The sequence below is a fragment of the Paenibacillus radicis (ex Gao et al. 2016) genome, assembly GCF_014641555.1.
Lineage (GTDB): Bacteria > Bacillota > Bacilli > Paenibacillales > Paenibacillaceae > Pristimantibacillus > Pristimantibacillus radicis.
Genome location: NZ_BMHY01000004.1, coordinates 321,960 through 338,786, shown reverse-complemented (window position 1 = coordinate 338,786; position 16,827 = coordinate 321,960). Strand labels below are relative to the sequence as shown.

General features: G+C 53.8%; 7 protein-coding genes. All 7 read right to left on the bottom strand.

Features of this window, described 5'->3' with window-relative positions; translation table 11 throughout:
* Nucleotides 1-7: 7 nt before the first annotated feature.
* The 7 genes from IEX98_RS13110 to IEX98_RS13080 all read right to left on the bottom strand — a co-directional run bounded on the left by IEX98_RS13110 (nt 8) and on the right by IEX98_RS13080 (nt 16,815).
* A complete protein-coding gene (locus IEX98_RS13110) occupies nt 8-451 on the bottom strand; it encodes an SMI1/KNR4 family protein (protein WP_188889635.1) in 444 nt (147 codons plus the stop codon).
* Between the two features lie 100 nt (nt 452-551).
* Nucleotides 552-1,757 carry a hypothetical protein gene (locus IEX98_RS13105; protein WP_374705345.1) on the bottom strand — a complete coding sequence of 402 codons (1,206 nt, stop codon included), beginning with the start codon at nt 1,755-1,757 and terminating at the stop codon, nt 552-554.
* A gap of 404 nt (nt 1,758-2,161) precedes the next feature.
* Nucleotides 2,162-3,538 (bottom strand): M20/M25/M40 family metallo-hydrolase, encoded by a 1,377-nt coding sequence (locus IEX98_RS13100; protein ID WP_188889633.1) that lies wholly within the window; start codon nt 3,536-3,538, stop codon nt 2,162-2,164.
* A gap of 15 nt (nt 3,539-3,553) precedes the next feature.
* Nucleotides 3,554-4,834 carry an ACP S-malonyltransferase gene (gene fabD, locus IEX98_RS13095; protein WP_188889632.1) on the bottom strand — a complete coding sequence of 427 codons (1,281 nt, stop codon included), beginning with the start codon at nt 4,832-4,834 and terminating at the stop codon, nt 3,554-3,556.
* 19 nt (nt 4,835-4,853) lie between these two features.
* Nucleotides 4,854-5,570 (bottom strand): thioesterase II family protein, encoded by a 717-nt coding sequence (locus IEX98_RS13090; protein WP_188889631.1) that lies wholly within the window; start codon nt 5,568-5,570, stop codon nt 4,854-4,856.
* Nucleotides 5,571-5,609: 39 nt separating this feature from the next.
* Entirely contained in the window at nt 5,610-6,581 is a 972-nt protein-coding gene (locus IEX98_RS13085; protein WP_188889630.1) for a hypothetical protein, read from the bottom strand.
* A complete protein-coding gene (locus tag IEX98_RS13080) occupies nt 6,550-16,815 on the bottom strand; it encodes a non-ribosomal peptide synthetase (RefSeq protein WP_188889629.1) in 10,266 nt (3,421 codons plus the stop codon). Before IEX98_RS13080 ends, IEX98_RS13085 begins: the two co-directional genes overlap by 32 nt.
* Between the last annotated feature and the right edge of the window lie 12 nt (nt 16,816-16,827).

Sequence of the window (16,827 nt, the reverse complement as noted above, 5' to 3'; positions counted from 1 at the left end):
ACCACTCCTACCATTCATAAAAATTTTCCTCGATCAGCTCCTGGAATGAGTCCGCTATCAACTTGATCTCCCCGTTATCGTGATAGCAGATAAAAACCTTGCCTGCCTGATTGATAATAATCGGATCACCAGATCCATCCATGGAAATGACATAACTGGTCTGTAAAACCTCAGCAAAGGGAGAATCCTGAAATTGCTCCCGGAATCCTATAGTCAACTCGACTACCGTTTCATTACCGAGACTAGAACCATTTGAGAAGGCATGTACCGGGAGACCCCCAAATGCTCCGCCAAACGTCTTGATAAAGTCAATGTAGTCCTCATGAAAATTTACATTTAACCGTTGCTCTGCCTTGGCAATTTCCTCTTGGCTAGCCGGAGTGCCTACTAATGTTTTATTATCTTCTCTATGCAGAAAAATCTTTAATCTCTCCATTAATGCATCTTTCATAGGTAATCTCCTTCCCCGCCAATGCTGATTTCGAGTTAAACGCTGCTATAACAGTGATCACGGGGTCAACACTCCTTTGCCAATGTCATTTGCTGTTATTTCAGTAATCGCGTGCTTCGTCGAACCAGCGTTGAGCCAGCTCCTCTGTTATAGGCTGATCAATTAGGTGCTCAGACTGGCTAAGCTGCCATACAGCTTCGCCAAGGTCTTCTCTTTCCGTCGTCTCGATGCCTTTGAGGTTATTAAAGCGCACGGTGAACGCAGTAATCGCTGCCTCGGCTTCGGCTAAGCTGCTTGCCTGAGCCAAGCTTGCCTTCGCAACGCTATAAGCTTCGTTAGCCAGCTTGGCCAGGCGTTTAGGCCAAGACGAGAATGGCCGGCCAAATTCGGCAGCCCACCACTCCGGTTTTCGCAATTGGCTCACGGATACATAACCGGCCCACGGACGGATTTTAGCACGTGTCTTCATTTGCTGCTTTAGGCTCTTGCCCGCAGCCTCTTCCACATTGTAAGCGATAAATCGTTCAAGCAACGGCCATGTCTCCAAGGAAGGCAAGCCCTCCAAATCAGGCATAAAGCGCAGCTCCAGATTCGTTAACCGGGCATGAGACGCCAACAGCTCCATGTCGCTGAAGTTTCCCCACAAGCTCAGTGAGTCAAGGTTAGGGAAATGGTCTAGACAGCTCAGCGAGATGGGCTGCCCCAACGGCTCGTTTTGCAGCGTGAGGCTCGTTACTCCATACAATTCACCGAGGTCAGGCAGCCTGAAAGGAGAATCCGTCTTACGTCGGCTCGTGCGCGGCGCTAGTGTCAGAGAAGATGGGATAGCACCGGAGGCCGAAAAGCGTGATAGATCGCCAGACACGCTCAAGCGAAAAACTGTATTCGGAAGCCTCAAGCTCAGGTGCCCTCCGGACTGACCCATTTCAATATGAAGACTATGCAAGATGGATTCGCTGGCATCTGCCGCTGTATCGGCGGGCAGAACCGGAGCCCACGTCATCTCTTCAATGGGGCGTTTTTGTGCCCATTCCAAGAAGCCCAAGTCACTGCCTGAATAGTGCAGAAATCGCGGCCACGGAGAGCCTGCAGGTGTAGTAAAGGGATCAAATACGGTCCAATCGATGCGCGCGTCTGGTGCGACGTGAAGGTCCGCCTTTTTCCCCAATTGCGAAGGTCCGATAGATAGACTGCCCACACCAGACCGCCTGATAAGCGTGTGACTGCGAGGTCCTGTCAGGTCGATGGGATAACTCCCCTCTTCGCTAACAGAAGCAGAAGGGCGAGCTTGGTTATCATTTGGCACTTCCATCAATCCTTTCTTCTATCCTTGATTTAGATGCTCCATTTTTGAAAACCCAACATGAATAAGGAATCTTGCCGCGGATAACCTTCTAAAATCAAGAGTGCTATATGCTCGTTAGTAATAGATTAGCCCTAATTAATTTACATCTAATTTCCATTATAAAGATCTTTTATCCTGAAACCCACCTACTTTTTGCCTGAATTCTGAAAACCTGAAGCAGCCACTGCATGCTATTGATTAAAAAGAGTTTCGTTAGTCCCATATAAAAAACACCCCTTAGAATAGACATCGGATAAACCACAGTTTTTTCCAATGTCTAATTTAAGGGGTGTACAGCAAAGAGACCGTTTCTCATTTTCCCCGGACTTTTCTAATTTGCTGAACAACCTATATTTCTTATAAGGTTAGCAGACATGCCCTCCATAACGCTCCAGCACCCGATAAATCGCATCTGTGCCAAACCAGATCGAAGCTACAGGAATGCGTTCATCCGCCGCATGAATCAGTTTGGTAAACGGCATATCCTTGGGCAACGGCATCGGCAAGAATCCGTAGGTTTGGATGCCGAGCTTAGCAAACAATCTTCCGTCTGTACCACCGGGCAGCAGCATCGGTACGGGAACAGCCTCCTTATCCGCTTCTTTCAGCACTTCGGACAGCAAATCGAACAACCCCATGTCGGGAGCTGTGGCGCAAGGATCATGGCGCAGCACTTCAAGGCGGATGTCATCATGAATTGCGAAACGGCGCAGCTCATCGATAAATTGCTGTGTAGTGACGCCCGGAAGTGTCCGGCCATCCAGCTCAACGGTTATTTCGCTGGGATGAACATTGATTTTCTCGCCGCCGCGAACGACGGTCGCGTTGACCGTATTGCGCAGAAGCGGGGCGAACGTCGCGCCTTTTTCCCCTAGCAGTTTCAGAATGATGCCGCCCAATTGGGGATGAAGCAGCCCGCGCAGCAGCAGCGCAGGCAATAACGGCAGCGCAGCTGCCATCCCTTCAATCATCAGCCGGGCCGCCGGTGTCACGCATATGGGCAGCTTATTGCGGTTAAGGGATTGAAGCATATCTCCCAATTGTACCATGCAGTCTGCTCCCGGCTTGCCCATGGAACCGTGGCCCCCGTCTCCTGTAATCGTCGCTTTGAGCCAGCATAGCTGCTTCTCCGCAACCATTATCGGATAAAAGGTTTTCCCAAGCGCATGAAACGAGAAACCGCCGAATTCGCCCAGCGCATACTTTACGCCTGCAAAATAATCAGCATGCCGCTCTACCAGGAAGGAAGCTCCGTATTCGCCTCCCGCTTCCTCATCGCTGACAATCGCCAGAATGAGATCACCGCGCAGCGGCAGCTTATTGACATGAGCGCGAAGGAAGGCTGATACCAGCATCGCCACGCCGCCTTTCATATCAAGCGCACCCCGCCCCCAGACAAAACCGTCGTGGATATCGCCCCCAAACGGATCACGGCTCCAGGCTTGCTTATCGACGCCAACAACGTCAACATGCCCGTACAGCAGCAGTGGCGGTGCCTCCCCGCTGCCCTTCATTCTGGCCAGCAGATTCGGCCGGGCTGGATCAAGCGACTCGATTACCGTCTCCATACCCGCATCCTCAAGCAGCTGCCGGATATATAGGATGCATGCGGCTTCTTCGCCAGGGGGATTTGTTGTATTAAAGCGAATCAGTGTCTGCAAAATCCCCACCGGTGACGGCAGCACCGTACTGCTTCGGGTTCCATCCTGTTCCAGCTCATCATGGGCCAGTTGCATAGCCATGACCTCAAACCCTTTCTATAATAGACTGCCCGCGTATGGCCGGTTACCAAGAGAAACAACTGGCAAGCTGCTCAGGCCGAACTCAGCGCGAAGTTTTGCCAGCCGCCGCTCTTGCTCTTGGGCGGATGCGCCTTTGGTGACAAACACCGATTCCAGCATCGCAAGCGCTTGCCGGACATGCGCCTCCTCTACTTGCCCGCCCGTCTCCTGTAGGGTCTCGATCATCTGAAGCACTCCGCGGTAAGGTGATGCAACACCTTGTTCATATTGGGATGCGTTCCAGTTGCGGTTGCGGACACATGTGGCGATAGCCAGGCAGCGATTAAGTAGTTCAATAGAATAAGCTTCGCTTGGCTTGCTTACGTCAGCCAGCTGCGCCTCATCTTCCGTATCGTCAAAAGATAGGACGCGCAGTTCCTCCCGTTGAGCCAGCCTTTTCAATACGCTGCCTGGACCCAATTCAACAGCAACGGCAACGCCAATGCTCTTCTGGTAGGCAAGAACTGACAGCCAATTGACAGGGTCCGTTAACCCCCTTGCCAGCAACTCCGGTATCTCTGCCGTATTCTTGTAAGGCAGACCCGTCAAGGAGGAAACGACAGGAAAAGCCAGCTCTCCAAACGAGATACCGTTCAACACTTCTGCAAACTGCACCGCTGCAGGCGCCATCAACGGGCTATGGAAGGGTGCGCTCACCTGCAACGGAATGACTATTGCCCCATTAGCAGACAGTCTTTTGGACGCTTCAATGACAGCCTTCTTGTGGCCGGAAATGACCGTTTGCTGCTCAGAATTGATATTCGATATCACAACTATACAGCTTCCGTCAGCGCATTCTGCATTGATGTCCATGCATACTTTGGCGACAACATCGGAGCTCGGCCCGTTAACAGCTGCCATCGCACCGCTCCCTGCTGCCGCGGCCCTTTGCATCAGCTCACCTCGGCAGCGTACGAGCCGAAGCGCATCCGGGAACGTAACCGCCCCCGCACAGGTTAAAGCGGTAATCTCTCCCAGGCTGTGGCCAGCAGCTATCTCAGGTGTGTATCCCCATTCCTGGCTGTAGACACGGTACATCGCCACACCGAGCGCGAGAATGGCGGGCTGGGCATTGCCCGTCTGCGTTAGCTCAGCCATCGGTCCCTCATACATCAGGTTATCTAGGCGCATGCCCAGTGCTTCGTTCGCTTCCGTTAGCGCTTCTGTAACAACCGCATACCGCCCGCTCAGCGCTTTGCCCATTCCAACGCGTTGAGAGCCCTGACCGGGCAGCCATATCGCATGTTTGTTCAGCATTCCATCACGCTCCTCAGCGTCAGATTGGGGCAGCGGTCCCGATTAGTGTTTTGTTTATCATGGCTACCACATCGCTTTCTCTCTCCTGCAGGAAAAAATGTCCGCCTTCAAACGTCACCACCTCGCAGCCTCCTGTCGCATAACGCTCCCATTCATGTAGCGAACCTTTAACGCAGCCGTCATTGTTGCCGCTCAAGATGGTGAGCCGGAGCGGCAGCGGCGGCCGCATCCTATGCTCGTATTCACAGACAAGCTTGAAGTCTGCTCTCAAGATCGGCATAAACAGATCCAGCAGTTCCTTGTGCCGGAACAGTTCGTCTGTCATGCCGCCCATCTCTTTCAACTCCTCAAGAAACTCATCATCGGGAAGCAGATGAGTCCGGCGTTCCGCCTTCTGCTCACAATGCGGTGCCCCTCTGGCGGAGAGGAAAACTGCTGCAGGCAACGGTAATCTTTCCTCCCACAGCGCATGCAGCAGCTCATATCCCAGCAGACTGCCCATGCTATGGCCAAACAAAGCATATGCATCCGATTTGAGTGCTGTCTTTAATACTAACGGGATTAAATCCTGCACGGCCTCCTCCGCGTCCCTATAGAACGGCTCATCCATGCGGCTGCCTCTGCCCGATAGCTCAGCCGGCACCAGACGCACATCAGGATGCAGCTGGTTCGTCCAGCGCTTGTACACTTGAGCGGAACCTCCTGCATAGGGCAGACAAATTAAAGATATCGTCATATGCTCGCCTCCCGTGTAACATGTTGATCCAAGCTGTTTTTAAGCGCCAGCGGCAAGAGTGGTCCAGAATGCTTTTTCTTTTGCGAACAAATCACCCGCCAGGTTCAGCTCTCTGCTGCGTTCAAAGTCCCCTGTCACAAAACGGTCCTTCACTAGATCCCATCCGTCCCTTATTGCGCCAAGCTGACTCGACAGTGACTCATGCAAGGCTTCGCCGATCAGGTTCTTCTCACGCATGGAGCGGAGCAGCGACAGGTTCGCAATATGACGGTTGCAAATGATGTTGACGCCAACAAGACCATAGGTCAAATGAGCTTGCCTTCTCTCCGGATCAGAATCTACATTCCACATGCCCTCAATGGAGAACTCGCTAAGCTCCTCTGCCAGCCGCTCCGCATTTTGCACCACTTCAGCCAGCTTCAACTCGTAAGGCGGAATCTTATCCGCCAGGTTGTATACGTAAAAGGCTGGACCAAGATAGCTCGGATTCACATTGTATTCTGAATTGCCATATGCCTTGAGCAGCCTCTCCTCTGGCACCTCATGCTCTTCATAGCCGGCAAGCGTATCGTCAATGACGTAGAAGACGCCGCGTTCCTTGTCGTATCCGTTAAACAGCGAATAATGATACCAGTGAAATTTTTTCCAGGCCATACTTCCCGGCAGCCAGTCAAATAAATCAACATTAACACTCAAGCTGCGTCCGCCCTCGAGCATGGCTCTGATTTCTTCCAGTACCGTCTCCTTATTGCGGAAATGACCGGGCTCGATGTAACGGATGACCTGAGACAACGGAAATCTGGCCGGATCGTCCAAATAATACAAGGTGTCAATGGTTGGATAGCGAAAATCTTTGTCTGTTGCAGCATTCCAAGGATAGTAACGGTATATGTTCAAATAGGCTGCATCTCTGTAACTGGGCTCCTCAGACACCGCAATGGAAAAAGCCTGATTCAGCATGCAGTTCATCCAAAACTCGTTAAACGGTTTCCTTTTCATTGACAGCTTCATGGTTCGCCGCCTCCCTAAGCTCAGAATGTGGGTTCAAGCTCACAGCACTGATTTTTTTTCTTGCGCCATCGTCGATCAGCGCGCGCAGAATGGCCATATAATCATCCGCCAGCTCCCAAGCGGTCTCTTCGCGGAACAGACTTGTCGCATACTCCAGCGTAAAGCCGATCCGGCCATCCCTTTCTACTGCTTCAAGCGTTAAATCGAATTTACTAACACCAGGATCGAACTCTTTGGGTTCGAATTCAGTGCCGCCTGAACGGTAAGCAACACGATCGATATTTTGCAAAATAAACATAGTATTAAATAACGGATTACGGCTATAATCCTGTTCAATTCCGAGCTTCTGCACTAAATCCTCGAACGGATAGTCCTGATGCTCCAGTGCTCGCAGCACGTCCTCGTGCAGCTCTGACAAATAATCGCCAACGCTGCGATACGATTCAGGGAAGCTGCGAATCGCAACCGTATTGACGAACATCCCGAGCAGTCCTTCAAGTTGTACATGGTTGCGGCCCGCTACCGGTGTGCCGATTATGATGTCCTCTTCACCGCTCCATTTGCTCAGCAGTATGGAATACGCCCCGAGCAGCACTGTATAAAGGGTCGTGCCGCGCTCGCGCGCAAACGCCTTGATCTTCAGACTCTGCTCCTCATCCAGTCTGAAATTGATCAGACTGCCCTTGAAGCTTTGCAGTTCCGGTCTTGGCAAGGCCGTCTTGAGCTCTAGCAGCGGCAGCTCCCCTTCGAACGCCTGCAGCCAGTACCGCTCATGCTCCAAATAAACCTCATTGCCGATTCGTTCTTCCTGCCATACCGTGTAATCCTTGTACTGGATATCCATCTCCGGCAGTTCGCCGCCTCCGTATAACGTGGTCAGCTCCTGAAGCAGGACGCTAACCGAGACGCCGTCGGTAATAATATGATGAAAGTCCAGCAGCAGCAAATGGCGCTCCTCCCCAAGGGAAAGCAATCCAGCCCGGAATAATGGGAGACTGCCGAGATCAAACCGGTGGATGAAGCGCTCCATCAGCGAGCTGATGCCGCTGAACAATCCCCCTTCTCCGCCTTCTGCGAGCATCTTGCTGGCTGCCATTCTCAGTCTGGCGCCTCGCTCCAGCGTAAATACCGGCTCCGCATGCACACGTTGACGGAACTCGTCCTCCTCGTGATGGAACGTTGTTCGGAGGGATTCATGACGCCGGATCATCTCAAGAAAAGCTGCCTCCAGCCGCTCCACATCAAGCTTGCCTTGCATATGCACGGCGAACGGAACATGGTACATTTTCGCCTCGCCCGAGATCATCCCCATCATAAATTGGCGCCGCTGCGCCCGGGACATCGGGTAATATTCGCGCACCGGCTGCTTCGGGATACGCGTAGCCTCCATGGTGTCGCTATTGTCCAGATGGGCAGCCAGACCTTCAAGTGTAGGATTCATAAAAATATCGCGCAGCGGCATTTGGACGCCAAAGCGTTCCGCAATACGGCTGACCATGCCTGCCGCCTTCAGGGAATGGCCGCCAAGTTCGAAGAAGCTGTCCTTGGCGCTGATAACATCTGTACCGAGCAGTTCCTTCCAAATCTCCGCCAACTTGCGCTCGGTATCTGTCGATAGCGGAACCAGCTCTCGTGTGCCTAAGTCGGCAGGTCCCGGTGCCGGCAGCGCCCTTCTGTCAATTTTACCCGTTGGTGTAAGCGGTATGTCATCCAGAACGACCAGAAAGGCCGGAACCATATAAGAAGGCAGCTTGTCCCCCAGAAATTCACGCAGCTGTGCGGTCAACTGGCCAGATAACACGTCACTGCCTTCCTGCTCCGTATTCGCAGCCGCTGTGTTCTGCATCCGCATGACGACATACGCACAAAGCGCATATTCTCCGTCCTCTTCCTCAAACGCAGTGACGATCGTCTCTCTCACTTGCTCGTGACGGAGCAGCAGCTGCTCAATTTCGCCGATTTCAATCCGGTGCCCTCTGATTTTCACTTGAAAATCGCGGCGGCCCGCATAAGCAAATTGTCCATTTTCAAGCCTGCGTCCAAGGTCGCCTGTCCGATACATTCGTTCTCCTGGCGCATATGGATTCGGCACAAAAGCGACATCCCATTCAGGATGGCTGAGATACCCGCGCCCGACGCCCGGTCCGCCGATGCAGATTTCGCCTGTCACGCCTGTGGGCTGCAGCTTCAATTCTTCATCAAGCACCATCATGACAGAGCCTTCAATCGGCGTACCAATGGTAATGTCGTCGCCTTCGGTCACCTCTCGGATGGAGGTCCACACCGTCGTCTCCGTTGGACCGTATAAGTTAAACAATCTGGCGCCGGTAGCCGCACGCAGCCTGCCTAGCACATCAGCCGTCAGCGGCTCCGCCCCGATCATCAATAGGCGCAAGGTTTGAAGTCCGTCCGTTTCGCCTAGCTGATTCATCCACCACTTGAAGCGCGACGGTGTAATTTGAAGTACATCGACGCTATGCGTATGGATCAGTCCTTGCAGTAAGGCAGCGTCTCCCCGTTCCTCATCGTTCGCAAGTACTATCGCCATACCCAGCGTCAGCGGAAGCAGATTTTCAACGACAAAAATATCAAAGGAGACAGAGGCCATAGCCAGAATACGCTGACCCTTCTCAAACGGGATCCGGTTCCGGAAGCCGCTGATGAAGTGCGCCAGCCCGCGATGCTCGATCATCACGCCTTTGGGACGCCCGGTCGAACCGGACGTATACAGCACATACGCTAAATGCTCTGGCCTATGAACAACCTCCGGGTTGCCCCTGTCCGCTGCATACAGCTCCGGATCGTCCAGATACCACTCGCTAGCGGCGCTCGTTATGATTCCGGCATATGCTTTTTCCGTCAGCAGAAGTGCTTCACCGCAGTCCTCAAGCATCCAGTCGATTCTCTCTTTCGGGTAAGCAGGGTCTATGGCGACATATGCGCCTCCGGCCTTCAGAACACCCAAGATGCCGACTAACAGCTGCGGGCTGCGGGACGCCATCAGCGCAACTATACGCTCATTCCCCACACCTTTAGCGATCAAAGAATGAGCGAGCCGGTTCGCACGTTCGTTGAGCTCTGCATACGTCACCATCTCGGAGCCGAATTGAATCGCCACCGCATCCGGCGTGCGTGCTGCCTGGCGCTCTACCTCCTGAACGAAACCCGTCCATTCTGTCGCGACTTGCATGGAAGCTGGCGCTTTTCCTTGCCGGTCCGTCATGCCCTCTTCAGCTCGAATTTCCATCCCACCATTGCTCCCCTCTCTACTCGCTGCTTGGACCGTTCTGCCGCCTCCGGTCAACAGAGCAAGCAAATGCTCTCGCTCGCTTTCACTCATCAGTTCAAGCTCGCCGACTGTCCGATCCAGCGATTTGCACATCTCCCGCAAGAGTACGGTATAGCTCTCCGCCATGCGGCGTGCGGTTTCCTCATGAAACAAATCCGTTGCATATTCCAGTTGAAGCTCGATCTCTGACTCCCGTTCTACCGCTTCCAGAGTCAGGTCGAACTTGCTCGTTCCTGCCTCGAACGGAATTTCGCCAAAGACGATATCTCCGGCTTTCATCACCTCACGGTCCATATTTTGCAAAATAAACATAACGTCAAACAAAGGATTTCGGCTTCTGTCCCCGTCTGCCTTCAGTCCTTCGACCAGATCCTCGAAAGGATAGGTCTGGCGCGAAAGCGCCTCAACGACATGGTTATGCAGCTCCGTCAAATAACCCCGTACCGTCTTGTCTCTTGCCGGCCCAGTCCGCAGTGCCAGTGTATTGACGAACATACCGATCATGCCATGTGTATCGGCATGTTCTCTGCCGGCGGCGGGAGTGCCAACAATGACCTCAGCCTGTCCGCTGTATTTCGCAAGCATTGCGGCATATGCACCCAGCAGCACTGTATATAGCGTCATCTTTGCTTCCCGCGCCAGCTTTCGCGCCTCTGCCGTGGTCACTGCATCCAGGCGGAACAAATGGCGGCGGCCTTTATAGCTCGGCAGAGATGGACGCGGCCGATCACTAGGCAGCTCCAGAACAGGAAGCTTACCTTCGAAGACATTCATCCAGTAACGCTCATGCTCCCCATTAGCGGCATTTGCAAATTCGCTTTCCTGCCATACCGCATAATCACTGTACTGAATGAAAAGCTCCGGCAGTGACTGTCCGGCATACAGACGCGAAAGCTCTTTGACCAGCAAACCGGAGGAAACACCATCCGTTATAATATGATGAATATCCAGCAGCAGCAGATGATCTTCCTCATTCAACTGCAGCAGCCCTGCTCGCAATAGCGGCAGCTTATCCAGCTTGAACGGACGCTGGAAAATCTTCATCAGCCTTGTTACCCCGGCAGCGTCCGTGATGACGTCCTGCTGTTCCCACAGTTCTTCGTCCCCGGCTAACAAAGAGAGATCCAGAACCTCCAGCTTGAATTCATACGGCGGATGAACCATTTGCCTGAACTCGTCCTTGGTCAGATGGAAGCTTGTCCGCAAACTTTCGTGACGGCTGATTAGTGCTGTAAAGGCATCTTCCAGCCGAACTGCATCCAGTTTGCCCTGCAAGCGGAGCACGAACGGCACATGATACATCGTGGCTTCTCCGGCCAGCATCTGCATCATATATTGGCGGCGCTGGGCGCGAGACATCGGATACCACTCTCGGCGCTTTGCCTTCGGGATGGGATGAACTCCCGGATCGCCTCCCGCATCAGCACCATCTCGATCCTTCAGCCAAGCTGCCATTTCCGCAATAGAGGTGAGCTCGAATATCAGGCTGAGCGGAACAGCAGCGCCAGTCGCCTGCTGCAGCTTGCCTGCCAGCACGGCAGCCTTCAAGGAATGACCGCCAACCTCGAAGAAGTCGTCGTGAATCCCAAATGTTCCAGCCGATTCGCCCAGTACTTCCTCCCAAATGGCGGAGATTCGTTCTTCCATCACGTCTCGCGGAAGCTCTGTATTTTCCTGTTCCCGTTGCCCGAATAACGGCTCCGGCAGCGCGCGCCGGTCTACTTTCCCGTTCGGTGTCAGCGGTATCACGTCAATCGACGCAATATAGGCCGGAATCATCGCCTCTGGCAGCTTGTCTTTCAGCTTTCTTCGCCATTCACGAGAAGGGAGCTTCTCAGAAGCGACCACATAGGCGCACAGCTCCTTGTCGCCGGTTGTCCCCTCGCGGACAACCACTACCGCATCCTCCACCTCGGGAAGGGAAATCAATTGTGAACGGACCTCATTCATTTCAATCCGCACACCTCTGATTTTCACCTGCTGGTCGGCCCGGTCCACATACATGGCGTTGCCGTCCGGCAGCCACTTCGCGATATCCCCGGTGCGATACATGACTCGGCCTTCACTGTATGGATGCGGCACAAATCGTTCGGCTGTCATCTCCGGCTTGTTCACATAACCATCAGCCAGACCGCTTCCGGCAATGTACAGCTCCCCGGCGGCACCAACAGGGGCAAGCTGAGCGCCATAGCCAAATATAAAAATCTCGACATTGTGCATCGGTCCGCCAATCGGCACATAGCCGCCCTGATAAGCGCCTGGCTTATAGGCATACATATTGGAGCAGACCGTCGCCTCTGTCGGGCCATAGCCGTTAATAATCTGAATCTTGGGATTAAGCTTCGTATACAGCTCTAGCGTATCGTCTTTAATCGGCTCCACTCCAACGAGCATTTTGTCCAGCGTAATCTTGGCAGCCGATTGCTCCAATAGCCGCGCAACCTCTCTCAGCAAAGACGGCGGCAAATAGGCGAATGTAATCCTCTCTTCCGTAATCACCTCAGCCATCCGCCGCGGATCAAGCAATTTCGGCTCCGGATAAAGCACGGTGCAAGCCCCGAACATTAGCGGCATAAACAGCTCCGCTACGCTGACATCAAACGAGATATTGGTCAGACTGAGACATCTGTCTCCCAGGCCATATTGCCCTTCGAAAAATGTTCGGAGCGAATGTCCGAAATTGTAAAAGCTGCGATGCGGCACAATTACGCCCTTCGGTTGACCTGTAGAGCCGGAGGTATAAATGACATACATCGGATATGCGGCATCTTGCGGTATTGTGTTAGCCGCTTCGTCTCCCCCGGAGAACAGCGTTTCATCCCCAATGTCTAGCACCTGCAAGGCAACCGGCATTATAGCCTCGGTATCAGGGCGCGCACCGTCGGTGAATACCAGCTTCGCACCGCTGTCCTCCAGCATATAGCGAATTCGCTCCTCGGGATAATGCGGATCTACGGGCATATAAGCGCCCCCCGCTTTCATAACAGCAAGCATAGCAGTCAGCATGGGGATGGAGCGCTCTGCCATGATACCGACTACACTGCCGCGTCCCACACCTTTGGCGCGTAAGGTTACCGCCAGGTTATCGGTGCGGCGATCCAGCTCAAGGTAAGTCAGAGACTCACCTCCGCAAGATACGGCTGGCAGGTCAGGAACAGACGCCGCCTGTTCCTTGAAGCAATCATGCAGACAGCGAGCCGGCGGAAAGTCCGCTTCGCGCCTCCCCAGTGCCAGCATATGAAGACGCTCCTCCTCCGTCAGCATTTCCGCTTCGCCGAGCCGGGTGTCGGGGCGGAGGGTCACGCTGCGCAGCAGCTGTATATAGTGCCGTATGAACCGCTCCGCTGTCTCACGGTGAAACAGATCGGCGCAATATTCAACGACAAGCCTCAATTCCTCACCATTCTCCACCGCCTGAATCATCAAATCGTATTTGGCCGTACCATGCTCAAAGCGCTGGTGGCGATAGGACAATCCTTCTGACGAAGCTTTTGGAATACCCAGGTTCTGCATGATGAACATCGTGTCAAATAGCGGACTGCGGCTGGCGTCCCTTCTGTCTATCCACTGTGCAATTTCCTCGAATGGATAATCGGCATGGGCGTAAGCCCCTGTAGCGATCTCTTTCACTTCGGACAAAAAAGCGCTGAATGACTTGTCGGCGCGCGGGTAAGCGCGCAGTACCAGCGTGCCGGTGAACATGCCTGTGATGGCTTCCAGCTCAGGTCTGTTCCGTCCCGCAATCGGCGTACCTACAGCAATGTCTTCAGCTCCGGTATAGTGCGCGAGGAACGTATAATACGCCGATAGCAGCACCATAAACGGAGTCGCGCCGCGTTCGGCAGCAAGGCTGCGCACAGCCGTAGCCAATCCGGACTCGACGTACACATCAAACGTTTCGCCGTGATTGCTTTTGACAGGCGGACGCTTGACATCAGTCGGAAGCTCCAGCGTTGGCCAATCCCCTTGGCATTGCTCGCGCCAATACAGTTCGGCGTTCTCAGAAAGCGGCTTTCTTTCCTGCCATACTGCATAATCCTTGTGCTGCAGCGTCAGGGGCGGCAAGGAACCGCCCTGATATAAAGTCATCAGATCAGACAAAAGAATGCCCGCAGACATACCGTCGGATGCAATATGATGCATATCAAGAAACAGCACATGGCGCTCTGGTCCCAGCGTCAGCAAGGCTGCGCGAAGCAGCGGAGCCGTATCTAGGCTGAACGGCTGGAATAAGCTTTGCAGTACGCCGTCCGCATCAGCTTCATCGACTTCTATCGTAAGCAGGCGGAAAGGAATAACGTCGTGAATAAGCTGCCTGATCTCTCCGTCCATGACATGGAAGGTGGTGCGGAGACTCTCATGACGCTCTATAATGGCTTGCAGGACAGCCTCCAGCCGCTCTGTATCAATAGCCCCGTCCAAGTACAGCAATTCAGGTAAATTGTAGCTGCGATCATCTGGTACTGCTTGCTGCTGCAAATACATGCGTTTCTGCGGGGATGTCACCGGGTAGTGCTCTTGCAGATCTGCCTTTGGAATCGGCTCCAGCCGTTCGGTGGAAAAAGAGTATGAAGCTTGGTCATTCAACGGCCCGCCATGTCCGCCGTTCCCAACGTTCACTCCTTGTTCATTGCACGGGACGTTCGTTTTCTGCACGGTTGCTGCGCTGCTCTCCTTAACCCGCCGCTCGATTAGGGCGGTAAACGAAGGCAGATCACTATGCCCCAGCAAATCTGCTGCCTGCACGCGAACACCTGTGAGCTCGCTAAGACGATTTACAATTTTGAGCGCAATAATGGAATCTCCGCCAAGCTCATAAAAGTCTGCATACGCTGGCAATTCGTCATAACCAAGCAGCTCTCCCCAGACATCTGCGACACGCTGCTCCCATTCCAGGCCGGAACGCTCTCCGGTTAATGCAACACCGCGCCGCTGACTCGTTTTCCCTTCAATCTGTCCCAGCGCAGCTTGCCATCTGGCAAACGTCTCATTCATTTCTTGTTGAAGTTCCGCTGGAATATCCCCAGTGAGCGAATCTCTGCTCCAGACCGAGAACGGTGTATGAAGCACCGATCCACAGCTTGCTTCCTCGACCCAGCAATGGTGAGAATCGAACGGATAAGTCGGAAGCGCCAGCCGCTGCCGGCGTTGTCCCCGATAGATCGCCTGCCAGTTGATCTCGTCTCCGTCCACGTAACGTTGGGCCAATTCCAGCACTTTCATTTCCCGTTCATCTGGTAGAGGCTGCTTATTCCCATCCACAGCCTGTTCGACTTTCCCAAAGCGCACGCTCGGCGGCGTTAGGTTGGTAAGATTGGTAATGCCGTTTTCAACTGTGGCATCCAAGGTCTGAACAAGATCTTCCCAGCTATTAACCGCAATCGCCAGGCGATACCGATGGGCCCCCCGCCCGACAGCCAGGGTGTAGCAAAGGTCAGCGAGGCTATTGCTTTCATCGCCATGCTGCTGAGTCCAGTCCCGCATCTGCAGCACTAATCGCTCCAGCGCCGTCATACTATGCGCGGACAAGCAGAACAGCTCTGCTCTGTCCGATAGACTTGATGGCTTCCTGCCAGGAGCCTCCTCCAGCACAACATGGCAATTCGTCCCGCTCATGCCGAACGCGCTCACTCCGCATCTTCTTGCTTCGCCGTCTGTCTCCCACGGCGTCAATTCGTCATTGACATAGACGGGCGAATCTATAAACGGAATGTTGCGGTTTGGTGAACGGTAATGAAGACTTGGCGGGAGCTGCTTATGAGCAAGCGACAGGACTGCCTTGAGCAGCCCAGCAATACCGGCGGCATGGTCGAGATGACCGATATTTGTCTTCAGCGAGCCGATGGCACAAAATCCCCGTTTATCGGTATATCGCCGGAAGGCGCGTGTAAGCCCGTCGATTTCGATGGGATCGCCAAGCGAGGTTCCTGTACCGTGCGCCTCTATATACGTAACCGTCTCGGGGTCAATATCCGCATCCTGCCAGGCGCGCGCAATAACATCCTCCTGTGCGAGGGCGTTTGGGGCGGTAATGCCGACCGAGCTGCCGTCCTGATTCATTGCACTGCCTTTGATGACGGCATAAATAGGGTCACCGTCCTCCTGCGCGCGGGCCAGCGGCTTCAGCAGCAGCGCAATCACGCCGTCGCCGATACCCGTTCCGTCTGCCGAGTCGTCGAACGTTCTGGCTCTGTTGTCACTTGACTCAATGCCAAGCCTTATACCCGTATCCAGCGGCAGCACGTTAATTTTGACGCTGCCAGCTATCGCGGTCTCGCATTCGCCGCTGCGGATCGATTGGCATGCCTGATGGACCGCTACGAGCGAGGAGGAGCAGGCGGTATCGATGCTGATTGCAGGTCCGCGCAGATTAAGCAAATACGAAATCCGGCTCGGTATCATGGAACTAAGATTGCCGGGAGCCGCCATGGATAAGGCGTCCGGGTCCAGCGCTTCAATGATCCGCTTGTAATCATGCAGCGCGTCCCCGTTATAGCCGACAAAGACGCCAGTGCGCGAACCATGCAGCGCCTCTCCGCCATACCCCGCATTCTCAATCGCTCCCCAGGCTGTCTGTAAGAACAGGCGCTGCGCGGGACTCATTAGCGAGGCTTCCTTGGGCGAAAGCCGGAAAAAAGAATAGTCAAAACCTGAAATATCTTCGATATACGCCCCGTCAAAAAAGGAGACAGAGCCGTATTGCGCCTCCATACGACGCAAATACGGCTTCAATTCCTCCTTGCGGGAATCCGGAAAACCGGCTACCAGATCTTGACCGCTTCGTAGAAGCTCCCAGAAGGCTTCGTGCGATTCTGCGCGCGGCAGCTTGGCGGATATCCCGATAATCGCAATATCCTTGAGGGAAACATTGGAGACAGAGCCCCCGCTCCGCTCCTTCTTCCTTGAGGTCTCTTTTTTGGTATCTAGCAAATCCAGTTGAAACATGCCGTCTCCCCC